Source organism: Nocardioides albertanoniae (genome assembly GCF_006716315.1).
GTDB lineage: Bacteria > Actinomycetota > Actinomycetes > Propionibacteriales > Nocardioidaceae > Nocardioides > Nocardioides albertanoniae.
Window position 1 is genome coordinate 949,258 of the sequence record NZ_VFOV01000001.1, and the last position, 12,658, is coordinate 961,915.

Here is a 12,658-nt window from a genome sequence, read left to right on the forward strand (position 1 = left end):
CTTCGGCCTGTGGGAGTGACTCCTGGGCTGGAGGGGGTCAGGCCTCGGTGGCGTAGCGGGCGCCGATGGACGCGCGGATCATGTCCATCTGACGCATCAGGCTGAGGGTCTGGGCGTGCGTGACGAGGGGCGACTCGAGGAGGCCCTCGCGCAGGCAGCGCTGCACTTCGACGATCTCGTTGCCGTACGCCGCGCCGATGACGGGCTCGTCGCCCACGATCTCGACCGGCTCGTCGCCGTTGGCGGGCTTGAAGACCGCCGAGGAGGGGTGGTGGAAGTCGCTCAGCTCGACGCGGCCCTGGTCGGTGGCGATGGCCGCCGAGCGCGAGGAGTAGGAGGTGACCGAGGCGACCATCGTGGAGAGCCGGTTCTCGGCGTACTTCCCGGTCATCACCAGGTCGAGGTCGAAGGTGCCGCCGTCGGCGCCCTCACCGAGGTTGGCCTGTGCGGTCAGCGAGCGGGCCTCGCCGAAGAGGAGGTGGGCGAAGGTGAGGGGGTAGATGCCCATGTCGAGCAGCGCGCTGGCGCCGAGCGCCGGGTCGAGGAGCCGCTGGTGCTTCTCGGGGTCGGCGACGAAGCCGAGCTCGGCGTGCACGTGACGAGGTGCGCCGAACCGCCCCGACTGCACATCGGCGACCACGCGCCGGATGATCGGGTTGGTCGCCATCCACATGGCTTCCATCAGGAACAGCTTCTTGGAGGCGGCCAGGTCGACCATCGTCTGCGAGTCGGCGGCGTTGAGCGTCAGCGCCTTCTCGCACAGCACGGGCTTGCCGGCCTCGAGCACCAGCGTGGCGTGCTCGAGATGGTGGGAGTGGGGCGAGGCGATGTAGACGACGTCGACCTCCTCGTCGGCGGCCAGCTCCTCGTAGGAGCCGTGCGCGCGGACAGGTCCGTCGGCCTCGTAGTCCTTCGCGAAGGACTCGGCCGACTCCTTGGTCCGCGAGCCGACGGCCACGAGACGGCCGTCGGGCACGAGCATCAGGTCGGTGGCGAGGGAGTGGGCGATCCGGCCGGTGCCGAGAATTCCCCACCTGATCGGGTCAGAGTTGGTGGTCACGCCCCGACTCTAGTGGCGCCCTGCCCGGGCGGCACCAGGGCAGCAGCCGTCACCGTGCGTTGGGTGGGAGCACGCTCTTGGTGTGGTTGCCCGGCACCCCGGCGAGCTCCTCGAGGAAGGTGTCTGCCCAGTGGCGTACGTCGCGGGCGGCGACCTGCTTGCGCATCGCCTTCATCCGGCGGGTGAGCTCCTTGGGCTCGGCCTCGTAGGCCTCCAGCAGCGCGGCCTTCATCCCGTTGATGTCGTAGGGGTTCACGAGCCAGGCCTGGCGCAGCTCCTCGGCGGCGCCGGCGAACTCGGAGAGCACGAGCGCGCCGTCGTCCTCGTAGCGGGTAGCGACGTACTCCTTCGCGACCAGGTTCATCCCGTCGCGGTAGGGGGTGACGACCATGATGTCGGCGGCGCGGTAGAGCGCGGCCATCTCGTTGCGGGGCAGCGAGGTGTGCAGGTAGGCGATCGCGGGGCGGCCGATGCGACCGAGGTCGCCGTTGAGCCGGCCGACGAGGCGGTCGATGTCGTCGCGCAGCTTGCGGTACTGCTCGACGCGCTCGCGCGAGGGCACCGCCACCTGCACGAAGATGGCGTCCTCGACGTCGAGGTGGGTGTCGCGGATCAGCTCGCCGTAGGCGCGCAGCCTGGCGTAGATGCCCTTGGTGTAGTCGAGCCGGTCGACACCGAGCAGGATCTTCTTCGGGTCGCCGAGCTGCTGGCGGATCTCCTTGGCGCGCTGGTTGACGCCCTCGTCGTGGGCCATCTCGTCGAAGCCGATGAAGTCGATCGAGATCGGGAAGGCGGCGGCGCGCACGGTGCGCCCGTCGGGCAGGTAGACCAGGTCGCGATGGGTCTTGTGGCCGACGCGCTGGCGCACGAGGCGTACGAAGTTCTGTGCCGCCTGCGGGAGCTGGAAGCCGACCAGGTCGGCCCCGAGGAGCCCCTCGAGCAACTGGCGGCGCCACGGCACCTGCTGGAACAGCTCGGCCGGAGGGAACGGGATGTGCAGGTAGAAGCCGATGCGCAGGTCGGGGCGGAGCTCGCGCAGCATCTGCGGCACCAGCTGGAGCTGGTAGTCCTGCACCCAGACGGTCGCGCCCTTGGCGGCGACCTCGGCGCACTTCTCGGCGAACCGCTGGTTGACCCGCTGATAGCCGTCCCACCACTCGCGGTGGAACTCCGGCTTGGCGACGACGTCGTGGTAGAGCGGCCAAAGGGTGCCGTTGGAGAAGCCCTCGTAGTGCTCCTCGATGTCCTGCGCGGTCATCGTCATCGGCAGCAGGTGGAGGCCGTCGTCCTCGAACGGCTCGAGGTCTTCGTCGGTGCCGCCGGGCCACCCGATCCAGACACCCTCGTTGGCGCGGAGCACCGGCTCGAGCGCGCTGACGAGGCCTCCGGGCGAGCGTCGCCACGCCTTCGTGCCGTCCGGCATCTCCACGCGATCGACGGGCAGCCGGTTGGCCACGATTACCAGGTCAGCCTGCACGTCTCCGACTCTAATCGACCGAGGCCCGGTTGGGCGCGGAGTGGTCTCAGCCGGTGGGGAGAAATACCTGTCAAGTAACACGCCGCAGGGTGAACCACAGGCGTGTAGTTCGCCGGGTTAGTCTGTGGCCAGATGCAGACGACCCCGGGGGACGAAGAATGAGCGCTGTCAATGTGCAGGTCACCGGCCAGGGTGAGGACCCCTCGAGCCTCAGTGAGCGTGACAAGCAGATCCTGGACTTCGAGCGTCAGTGGTGGAAGTACGCCGGCGCGAAGGAAGCAGCCGTGCGCGAGGCGTTCAACATGTCCGCCACTCGCTACTACCAGGTGCTCAACGCCTTGATCGACAAGCCGGAGGCCCTCGAGGCCGACCCGCTGCTGGTGCGTCGGCTCCGTCGGCTCCGCGCGGCCCGGCAGCGTCAGCGCTCGGCGAGACGGCTCGGTTTCGAGGTCTGAATGACCGGCTGCGTACGTCACTCGAAGGACGAGCGGGGAGTTGCCCTGCCCGCGCCCGTCATCGCGCTCAGCGTGTTCGCCGTCGTCGCGGCGGTGATCGTCTTCTGGCTCACCGGCGGCGACGACAAGGGCGGGGAGAAGGAGATCACCCCTGCCGGTGGCACTCCGTCGGCGACCGCGTCCACGGCCCCGAAGAAGGCCGAGAAGAAGCCGGTCGAGAAGAAGCCGGCGAAGACCGCGCCCAAGCCCGTCGAGCGCAGCAAGGTCAACGTCGAGATCTACAACAACACCCGGATCGCGGGGCTGGCCGGCGAGGTCGCCGGGAAGGCCACCACGGTCGGGTGGAACGTGGTCGGCGAGGACAACTGGGTCGGCGCCATCCCCGAGAGCACCGTCTACTACCCGCCGGTGATGAAGCGTGAGGGCGAGCAGCTCGCCGCGGATCTCGGCATCAAACGAACCCATGTGGCCGTCGAGGGCTCGATGAAGGGTGACCGGCTGACGGTCGTCCTGACCGGCGCCCTCTGAGCTCAACACGGACGTTTCGCGGGCATGTGATCTGCCGCACGCCCACCCGCCGACGGCTCTGCCGGGACGTGGTTGACGTGTCACGATTGAGGCATGCCCGAACTCCAGCGTGATGGCTCCACCGACGTCGGTGAGCAGAAGTACGCCGCGGTCGCCGCTGCTGCCGCCGACGCGCTCGTCGGACTCGACTTCGACGGCACGCTGTCGCCGATCGTCGTCGACCCGTCCGCCGCGCGCATCCACCCCGACGCCGCCGACGTGCTGATCGCGCTCGGCGCCCGGGTGAAGGCGCTGGCCATCGTCACCGGCCGCCCTGCCGGCCAGGTCGTCGAGCTCGGCGGGCTCGACGCGATCGCCGACGCGCTCGCGGAGATGGGCAAGGAGCTCTACGTCTTCGGGCAGTACGGCAACGAGCGCTGGAGCGGCTCCGACCGGGTCGTCGTCGGCCCGCCGCCGCCCGAGGGGCTCGCCGCCTTCGAGGAGGCTCTGCCGGCGCTGCTCGAGAGCCAGGGCGTGCAGGAGGCCTACATCGAGGAGAAGGGTCTCGCCGTCGGCGTGCACACCCGCCGGCTCCCCGACCCTGACGGACTGGTCGAGCGGCTGCTCCCGGAGATGACCGCTCTCGCTGCCGAGCACGGGCTGATGATCGAGCCCGGCAAGCAGGTGATCGAGGTGCGCGCGCCCGGCATGCACAAGGGTCATGCGATCGACACGCTGGTCGACGAGGTCTCTCCGCGCGCGATCGTGTTCGGGGGTGACGACCTCGGTGACATCGAGGCCTTCGAGGCGATCAGGAAGTGGGGCGAGCGCGCCTCCGCGCCGACGCTCCTCGTCTACGCCCACCCCGGCCTCGACCGCGGCCCGCTCGCCGAGCTCGCCGATGTCGAGGTCGACGGGGTGGAAGGTGTGCTGGGGCTGCTGCGGGGGCTGACGGCCGCCGCAGCGGAGGGGTAACACGTCGTTCGTAGGACTACCCGCCCTATGAGAACGACCGGATAGTCGGTGTAACAGCGTGTTACACCTCGCTCCGTTCGCCCACAGCGAACACTTTAACCGGAGGGAACATCCGGTTTCCCTCGGAAGTTGAGCCGGTATCACTCAACTTCTTCTAGGAGGGTCCGTCATGGACAAGCTTCCCGTGCTGTTCGTCTCCGATGCCGTGGTGCTGCCAGGGATGGTCGTGCCGATCGAGCTCGACGAAGCAGCCCAGGCGGCGATCGATGCCGCTCGGGCCAGCTCGGAGAGCCGGGTCCTGGTCGCGCCACGGCTGGGCGATCGCTACGCGACGTACGGTGCGGTCGCGACGGTCGAGCGGGTCGGCCGCTTCCGTGGTGGCGAGGCCGCGGCGGTGCTGCGTGCCGACGCGCGGGCGCGGATCGGTGCCGGCGTGACCGGCCCCGGTGCGGCGCTGTGGGTCGAGGTGGAGACGGTCGAGGAGACCGCCGACGAGCGCGCGCACGAGCTGGCCGAGGACTACAAGCGCCTGGTCGTCGCCGTGCTGCAGCGCCGTGAGGCGTGGCCGGTCATCGACCAGGTCAACCGCCTGAGCGACCCCTCGGAGATCGCCGACACCGCCGGCTACGCGCCCTATCTCGAGGACGAGGCCAAGCGCGAGCTGCTGGAGACGCCCGACGTCGTCGAGCGCCTCGAGAAGGTGATCGAGTGGGCCAAGGACTACATCGCCGAGGCCGAGGTCACCGACAAGATCGCCGAGGACGTACGCGACGGCATGGAGAAGACGCAGCGGGAGTTCCTGCTGCGCCAGCAGCTGGCCGCGATCCGCAAGGAGCTCGGCGAGGGCGAGCCCGAGGGCTCCGACGACTACCGGGCCCGGGTCGAGTCCGCCGACCTTCCCGGGGCCGTACGCGAGGCCGCGCTGCGCGAGGTCGACAAGCTCGAGCGGGGATCCGAGCAGAACCCCGAGACCGCCTGGATCCGCACCTGGCTCGACACCGTGCTCGAGCTGCCCTGGGGTGTCGTCACCGAGGACTCGACCGACGTCGAGGCCGCGCGTGAGGTGCTCGATGCCGACCACCACGGCCTCGAGGAGGTCAAGGACCGGATCGTCGAGTATCTGGCGGTGCGTTCGCGCCGCGCCGAGCGCGGGCTGCAGGTCATCGGCGGCCGCGGCTCCGGCGCCGTGGTGCTGCTCGCCGGTCCTCCGGGAGTCGGCAAGACCTCGCTCGGTGAGTCGGTGGCGCGCTCGCTCGGACGAAAGTTCGTTCGCGTCGCGCTCGGTGGCGTCCGCGACGAGGCCGAGATCCGCGGCCACCGGCGCACCTACGTCGGCGCGCTCCCGGGCCGGATCGTGCGGGCCATCAAGGAGTCCGGCTCGATGAACCCGGTCGTGCTCCTCGACGAGGTCGACAAGGTCGGCTCCGACTACCGCGGTGACCCCGCTGCGGCGCTGCTCGAGGTGCTCGACCCGGCGCAGAACCACACCTTCCGCGACCACTACCTCGAGCTCGACCTGGACCTCTCCGACGTGCTCTTCATCGCCACGGCCAACGTGGTCGAGCAGATCCCGTCGGCGCTGCTGGACCGCATGGAGCTGGTCACCATCGACGGCTACACCGAGGACGACAAGGTCGCCATCGCCCGCGACTTCCTGCTGCCCCGGCAGCTCGAGCGCGCCGCGGTGACCACCGAGGAGGCGACGATCTCCGACGAGGCGCTGCGTGAGCTGGCCGCCAACTACACCCGTGAGGCCGGCGTACGCCAGCTCGAGCGGCTGCTCGCCAAGGCGCTGCGCAAGGCGGCGACACGGCTGGCGACCGGGGCGGAGCGCGTCGAGATCGACCTGGACAACCTCAAGGACCTCGTCGGCCGCCCGCGCTTCACGCCGGAGTCGGCGGAGCGTACGTCGGTCCCGGGTGTTGCCACCGGACTGGCCGTCACGGGGCTCGGTGGGGACGTGCTCTTCATCGAGGCGTCCGCGTCCGACGGGCAGACCGGCCTGAACATCACCGGCCAGCTCGGTGAGGTGATGAAGGAGTCGGCGCAGATAGCGCTCTCGTTCGTCCGCTCGCACGCGGCCGAGCTGGGCGTCGACCCGGCCGTGCTGGACCGCTCGCTCCACGTCCACGTGCCGGCAGGTGCGGTGCCGAAGGACGGGCCCAGCGCCGGGATCACGATGGTCACCGCGCTCACGTCGCTCGCCACCGGTCGCCCGGTGCGCGGCGAGGTCGGCATGACCGGTGAGGTCTCCCTCTCCGGCCGGGTGCTGCCCATCGGCGGCCTCAAGCAGAAGCTGCTCGCCGCCCAGCGTGCCGGTCTCACCGAGGTCTTCGTGCCCCAGCGCAACGAGCCCGACCTCGACGAGGTGCCCGACGAGGTGAAGCAGGCGCTGAAGATCAACCTGGTGAGCGATGTCAGGGATGTCGTACGCGGCGCCCTGGCCGCCGCCGAGGGGGAGTCGACGGTCGCTCCGGCGCACGCCGCCTGAGCTGTAACACGTCGTTCGTAGGACTACCCGGTCGTTCTGAACGACCGGGTAGTCCGCGTAACAGCGTGTTACACCTCGGGGCATCCCGGATGCTGGACAGCCGGTCCGCGGAGTGGAACCCGGGTGTGTTGGGCGGTTGATACCTGCCGTACGATCGCTACTGCTCATCGAGAGGGACTGAGGGAACGGCCCAGTGAAGTCCCGGCAACCGACCGCGAGCCTCCTCCCATGCCAGGGCGGGTAGCGGAGCAGGTGCTAATTCCGGCCCGGCGCGAGAGACGTGATCGGGGAAGATGAGGAGGAGGTTTCTCATGAGCGCTGCGACCACGGAGACGACGAAGGGCCTGCGCGAGGGCGCTTTCGGCAACGCCTCGGCGCTGTCGTGCCGCGAGTGCGGTCACCAGATCGAGCTCGGTCCGCACTACGCCTGTCCGGAGTGTTTCGGGCCACTGGAGGTGGCCTATGACTTCCCGGCCGTGACCCGCGAGGAGATCGAGGCCGGACCCCGCAACATCTGGCGCTACAAGGCGCTGCTGCCGGTGCCGGCCGACATCGAGCAGAGCCCCAACACCGAGCCCGGCTTCACTCGCCTCCTGGACGCGAAGAACCTCGCCAAGGAGCTCGGCCTGGAGAAGATCTGGGTGAAGGACGACTCGACCAACCCGACCAACTCCTTCAAGGACCGCGTGGTCGCCTGCGCGCTGAGCGCCGCCCGCGAGCTCGATGCGAAGGTCTTCGCCTGCCCGAGCACCGGCAACCTGGCCAACGCCGTCGCCGCCGCCGGCGCCCGCGCCGGGATCCCCACCGCCGTCTTCATCCCGAGCAACCTCGAGCAGCCCAAGCAGGTCAACTCGGCCGTCTTCACCGACAACCTGATCGCCGTCGACGGCAACTACGACGACGTCAACAAGCTCGCCCAGGAGATCGCCGCGGAGGAGGAGGGCTGGGCGTTCGTGAACGTCAACGTACGTCCCTTCTACGCCGAGGGCTCCAAGACGCTCGGCTTCGAGATCGCCGAGCAGCTCGGCTGGCGCCTGCCCGACCAGATCGTCATCCCGGTCGCCTCCGGATCCCAGCTGACCAAGGTCGACAAGGCCTTCAAGGAGCTGATCAAGCTCGGTCTCGTCGAGGAGAAGCCCTACCGGATCTTCGGTGCGCAGGCCACCGGCTGCAACCCCGTCGCCACCGCCTTCAAGTCGGGTGTGGACGCGATCCGCCCGGTCAAGCCCGACACCATCGCCAAGTCGCTGGCGATCGGCAACCCCGCCGACGGCATCTACGTGCTCGACGCCACCCGCTCCACCGGCGGCGCGGTCGAGGAGGTCTCCGACGACGAGATCCGTGAGGCGATCGTGCTCCTGGCGCGCACCGAGGGCATCTTCACCGAGACGGCCGGCGGCACCACGCTCGCGGTCACCAAGAAGCTCGTCGAGACCGGTGCCCTCGACCCGAGCCTGGAGACGGTGATCATCAACACCGGCCACGGCCTGAAGACCCTCGACGCGGTCAGCGGCATCGTCGGCCCTCGCGCCACCATCGCCCCCAACTACGACGCCTTCGAGGACGCCGGGCTCTCCCAGGCGTAGGGCTGTCAGCGGGTAACGCGGGTCCTTCGCGACTATGACAGAGGGTCTGACCTTGTGAAAGAATCACGAGGTCAGACCCTCTGTCATAGCGAGGCGTCACTCGGTCAGTCGGCGACACTCGCCGCCGACGCAGGCCAGCCCGTTGCGCAGTGACAGCGTCGGTTCGGCCTCCGTGTCGACGGCCACCGCGTAGCTCGCCACCGTGCGCCCGCGCACCACGTCGAGACGATGCACTCGAGTGCCGACGGCATCGCGATCCGTGACGAGCTGGAGATAGGTGCCGTCGTCGTAGGCGTACGCGAGGATCTCCTCGTACGCATCCTCGATCCTGACCACGCGGGGCGACCCGGCGAACCAGACCGCCTGCTCGCCCGAGGCCGAGACCACGGGGAAGGCCGGTCGGCCGGTCGCATTGCGATCGATCGTGATGTCCGGTTTCTCCGGGAACTGCCACGCGTCCGGCATGGCCCCGATGAAGCCGGGATACTTCGACTCGAAGAGCCTGTCCGGTTCCTCGACGTCGGCGGAGTTGTCGTGGGGCCGCATCGCGACCGGCCGGGGCGGTCCGTCGCCGACCAGCGAGATGGCGCGCGCACCGTCGGAGTCGGCGGTGTAGAGGAAGTCGCCGGCGATGGCGAACGGGTCCCTCTGGAAGGCGAACGGCTCGGTGCGGACCACCTTCCCGCTCGTGACGTCGACGACAGCGAGGTGCCGGTAGGACTTCGTGTCGCGGATTCCGACGTAGCGGACCTGATCGATCAGTCCGTGCATCCCAGAGGTGAAGTTGAGGTCCCACCACCGATCGGTGCCGGTGACGATCAGCCCGCCGTTGCCCAGCGTCGGCCCACCGACCCGACGCCATCGGTCCTCACCTGAGGTGATCTCCAACGCGGCGGTGTAGCCGTCGCCCTCATAGACGAGCAGGTCGCCGTACCGTCGGAACACGTCGAAGTACGGGATCCGCCGCGACCATCGTTCCTTGCCGGACACCGGGTCATACGAGGTTACGACGTAACGACGGCTGTCGATCACGACGTTCTCGGTGGCCAGCACCGGAGGATCGAAGAAGCTGTCGTCGTCATCGCCGACAGGACGGGTGTGGCCGTTCGCAGTCCTCGCCAGCCCGTCCAACATGCCCCATGTGAGTGCGCCCCCGTCGTACGACCCGATCGCCGATCCGCCCTCGGCGAGCACGGCACCAGGCACCGGGTCGGGGCGCTCCTGGATCACCGCGGCCGCGAAGATCCCGCCACTGATCAACGGGGTCAGCAGGTAGAGCCGGGTGCGGACCGGCCTGCGCTGCTCGTCGTCCAGCAGCATCAGGTAGACCTCGACCGCCGTGAAGCCGAGCAGGACGCTCCCGATCACACCCCACCGCATCCCGAGATCACCGATCAGCGTCCACACGACCAGTGCGACGCCGACGATGAACATGGCCGCAGCGGTGATCGCCTGTGCCCGAGACATGACCATGGCACCACTATGCGGCCTCTGCCGTCCGCTGCGTCGCAGGTCGCACCCGGGTGAACCGTCCGTTCACCCTCGTGCGCTACAGATAAGGAATGTGAGCAGCGCGAAGACGAGTGAAGAGGCCAGGTGGCTCGGCATGGTCGCCGCGACCGCCGGGGTCGCCGGTGCGATCGGCGTCGTGGGAGCGGCGGCGGGAGCCGGGTTCGTGACGTTGCTGAAGAGACAGGCGGCGCACGCGCGCGACGTGATCGGCAAGCCGCTCGGCGAGGAGGCGATCGACGCCGACAAGGTCTACAAGAAGACCTACGGAGGTACGCCGGTCGAGCTGCTCGTGCTCGGCGACTCGATCGCCGCCGGGCTCGGCGCGGAGACCAGGGGCGGCACGCTCGGCGGCCGGCTGGCCAAGGGGGTGGCCAAGGCTCTGCAACGACCGGTGCGGCTGCGTACGGCGGCGGTGGTCGGGGCCGAGACCTCGATGCTCCCCGGGCAGCTCGACTCGCTGCCGAAGCGCTATCGGCCCGACGTCGCCGTGGTGATCGTCGGAGGCAACGACGTGACCCACCGGGTGCCGCAGAAGGACTCCACCCGAGTGCTGGGCGAGGTCATCGACACCCTGCGCGAGCGCGGAGCCGAGGTCGTCGTCGGCACCTGCCCCGATGTCGGCGCGGTGCGACCCCTGCCGCAGCCGCTGCGCTCGCTCGGCCGCCGGATCGCCAAGCAGCTGGCCGACGGGCAGCGCGAGACCGCGCTGGCCAAGGGAGCCCACGTCGTCTCCCTCTCCGACGTCGTCGGCCCGTTCTTCATCACCAACCCCGACGAGATGTTCGCCATCGACCACTTCCACCCCAGCGCCATGGGCTACAAGCGCACCGCCAAGGCGATGCTGCCCTCCGTGCTCGCTGCGCTGGGGCAGGTCCAGCAGGTCCCGTTCGGCCACCATCTGCCCGACCCTGCCGAGTCGGCGCATCCTGACGCAGATGCAGGTCGAGTCGGCTCGTCATGACGAGCCGACTCGGCGTGGTGGGCTGAGCCGCCCCGCGGTCAGTCGCTCGAGGCGTCGTCCTCGTCGGGGCGCTTGTGGCCGGTGCTGAGCAGGTCGGCGGTGAGCCCCGCGGCGGCGCGGTAGTCCACCGTGCCCGCAGGCGTACGCGGCACCGACTCGACGAGCAGCACGAGCTTGGGCTCGTGCGACTCCCCGAGCACCTCGCGGGCGTGCCTGCGCAGGTCGGCGGCCGTGGCCTCGGAGGCCGCAGCCACCTGCACGAGTGCGGCGACCTGCTGGCCCCAGCGCGGGTGGGGCATACCGAAGACCGCGGCGTCGACGACGTCGTCGTGGGCGAGGAGCACGCCTTCGATGTTCTCCGGGTGGATCTCGAGGTCGCCGGTCCTGACCAGGGTGGCGGCCCGGCCGAGCAGGGTGATCGAGCCGTCCTGCTCGCGGCGGGCGATGTCGCCGGCGAAGGTCCAGCGGCGGTTGTCGATCAGCTTGATGGCGCTCGCCGAGCGGGCGTTGTCCTTGTAGTAGCCCAGCGCCGCCGGACCCGAGCGGGCCACGAGCCCCTCGACCCCGGGAGCAGCCGGCGTGAGGTCGGGGTTGAAGACCTGCACCTCCGGGCCGACCATGAAGCGCGCCTCGCCGGGTGCGAGCGACGACCCGTCGTCGGCACGCGACCCGGTGACACCGGTCTCCAGGGTGCCGTAGGAGTCGACGATGACCCGGCGCGCGAACGCGTTGCGCAGCACCGAGAGCACCCCGTCGGAGAGCGGCGCGGCGGTGTTGGAGACCCCTGCCAGCGAACGCAGCGGCCAGCGCTTCTTGCCGGTCAGGCGGGCCTCGGCGACCGGTCGGGCCTGGGCGTCGCCGAGCAGCGTGATCGCGGTGGCGCCGGTCTTCTCGGCGAGGTCGAGGAAGGCCTCGGCCGAGAACGTCGGTGAGGTGTCGAGCACCGCGGTGCCGCCGGCGACGAGGGCACGCAGGAGCAGGAGCTGGCTCTGCCCGTGGAGCAGCGGACCACCGGCGAGCAGCACGACGCCCGACTCGCGCGCTGTCGCCTCGGCGGCCAGGCCGGCCACCGACGGGATCGGCGCGTTGCGGCGCACCGTGTTGAGCGCCGCCCAGATCAGGTCTTCCTGGCGCCAGACCGCGCCCTTCGGGGTGCCGGTGGTGCCGGTGGTGTAGATGATGTGCCAGTCGCCCGGCGTACGCTCGACCTTCGGGCGCTCCTTGGACGCGGCGGCGACCTTCGCGTCGTAGTCGGCGCCCAGGACGATCCGGTGGTCCAGCTTCAGGTCGAGCTCGTCCAGGTCGTCGGCGAACTCGGGGGAGACGATGGCCGCGACGCAGTCGGCGGCGGCGTAGGTGCGGGCCAGCTCCTCGCGGCGGTAGCCGTGGTTGATGTTGACCGGGATCGTGCGCGCCTTGAGGCAGCCGAAGAGCGCGTCGACCCACTCGATCCGGTTGGTGGCGTGGATCGCGACCTGCGCGCCCGGCTCGAGGCCGATGCTGAGCAGGTGGTTGGCCAGGCGGGTGGCACGCTCGTCGATCTCGGCGTAGGTGTAGGCGCGGTCGGTGGTGACGACGGCCGTGCGGTCGGGGATCGCATCGGCCATCGCTTCCAGGATGTCGGGCAATGTCAG

At 69.8% G+C, this 12,658-nt stretch carries 10 protein-coding genes and 1 riboswitch; of the genes, 6 read left to right on the top strand and 4 right to left on the bottom strand.

Features of this window, described 5'->3' with window-relative positions; genetic code table 11:
- Positions 1 to 37: 37 nt before the first annotated feature.
- Both FB381_RS04515 and FB381_RS04520 read right to left on the bottom strand, forming a co-directional pair.
- Entirely contained in the window at positions 38 to 1,060 is a 1,023-nt protein-coding gene (locus tag FB381_RS04515) for a Gfo/Idh/MocA family protein (protein WP_141779181.1), read from the bottom strand.
- A 49-nt stretch (positions 1,061 to 1,109) separates the two neighbouring features.
- Complete coding sequence (locus FB381_RS04520) at positions 1,110 to 2,537, bottom strand: alpha,alpha-trehalose-phosphate synthase (UDP-forming) (RefSeq protein WP_425465438.1); 1,428 nt, start codon at positions 2,535 to 2,537, stop codon at positions 1,110 to 1,112.
- A gap of 158 nt (positions 2,538 to 2,695) precedes the next feature.
- On the opposite strand from FB381_RS04520, the gene napA reads away from it, so the two are divergent.
- From napA to thrC, 5 genes are all read left to right on the top strand, one after another.
- Positions 2,696 to 2,992 (top strand): nucleoid-associated protein NapA, encoded by a 297-nt coding sequence (gene napA / locus FB381_RS04525; RefSeq protein WP_141779182.1) that lies wholly within the window; start codon positions 2,696 to 2,698, stop codon positions 2,990 to 2,992.
- Positions 2,993 to 3,520 carry a LytR C-terminal domain-containing protein gene (locus FB381_RS04530; protein ID WP_141779183.1) on the top strand — a complete coding sequence of 176 codons (528 nt, stop codon included), beginning with the start codon at positions 2,993 to 2,995 and terminating at the stop codon, positions 3,518 to 3,520.
- Positions 3,521 to 3,613: 93 nt separating this feature from the next.
- Complete coding sequence (gene otsB, locus FB381_RS04535) at positions 3,614 to 4,474, top strand: trehalose-phosphatase (protein WP_141779184.1); 861 nt, start codon at positions 3,614 to 3,616, stop codon at positions 4,472 to 4,474.
- Positions 4,475 to 4,643: 169 nt separating this feature from the next.
- Positions 4,644 to 6,965, top strand: a complete 2,322-nt coding sequence (gene lon / locus FB381_RS04540) for an endopeptidase La (RefSeq protein ID WP_141779185.1) — start codon at positions 4,644 to 4,646, stop codon at positions 6,963 to 6,965.
- 161 nt (positions 6,966 to 7,126) lie between these two features.
- A riboswitch (SAM riboswitch) is annotated at positions 7,127 to 7,265 on the top strand.
- Between the two features lie 11 nt (positions 7,266 to 7,276).
- The gene (thrC, locus tag FB381_RS04545) at positions 7,277 to 8,551 is read left to right on the top strand and encodes a threonine synthase (protein ID WP_141779186.1); all 1,275 of its coding nucleotides are present in this window, start codon (positions 7,277 to 7,279) and stop codon (positions 8,549 to 8,551) included.
- Positions 8,552 to 8,647: 96 nt separating this feature from the next.
- On the opposite strand, the gene FB381_RS04550 is transcribed toward thrC, so the two are convergent.
- Positions 8,648 to 10,018, bottom strand: a complete 1,371-nt coding sequence (locus FB381_RS04550; protein ID WP_170225048.1) for a PQQ-binding-like beta-propeller repeat protein — start codon at positions 10,016 to 10,018, stop codon at positions 8,648 to 8,650.
- Positions 10,019 to 10,115: 97 nt separating this feature from the next.
- Here FB381_RS04550 and FB381_RS04555 point away from each other — a divergent pair, with 97 nt between their 5' ends.
- A complete protein-coding gene (locus FB381_RS04555) occupies positions 10,116 to 11,024 on the top strand; it encodes an SGNH/GDSL hydrolase family protein (RefSeq protein WP_211352325.1) in 909 nt (302 codons plus the stop codon).
- Between the two features lie 38 nt (positions 11,025 to 11,062).
- Here FB381_RS04555 and FB381_RS04560 read toward each other — a convergent pair whose 3' ends face one another.
- Positions 11,063 to 12,631, bottom strand: coding sequence for an AMP-binding protein (locus tag FB381_RS04560; RefSeq protein ID WP_141779188.1), 1,569 nt, complete (start codon positions 12,629 to 12,631; stop codon positions 11,063 to 11,065).
- Between the last annotated feature and the right edge of the window lie 27 nt (positions 12,632 to 12,658).

Coding starts and splice junctions, on each gene's coding strand:
- napA (WP_141779182.1), top strand. CDS start 2,696: ATGAGCGCTGTCAATGTGCAGGTCACCGGCCAGGGTGAGGACCCCTCG.
- FB381_RS04530 (WP_141779183.1), top strand. CDS start 2,993: ATGACCGGCTGCGTACGTCACTCGAAGGACGAGCGGGGAGTTGCCCTG.
- otsB (WP_141779184.1), top strand. CDS start 3,614: ATGCCCGAACTCCAGCGTGATGGCTCCACCGACGTCGGTGAGCAGAAG.
- lon (WP_141779185.1), top strand. CDS start 4,644: ATGGACAAGCTTCCCGTGCTGTTCGTCTCCGATGCCGTGGTGCTGCCA.
- thrC (WP_141779186.1), top strand. CDS start 7,277: ATGAGCGCTGCGACCACGGAGACGACGAAGGGCCTGCGCGAGGGCGCT.
- FB381_RS04550 (WP_170225048.1), bottom strand. CDS start 10,018: ATGTCTCGGGCACAGGCGATCACCGCTGCGGCCATGTTCATCGTCGGC.
- FB381_RS04560 (WP_141779188.1), bottom strand. CDS start 12,631: ATGGCCGATGCGATCCCCGACCGCACGGCCGTCGTCACCACCGACCGC.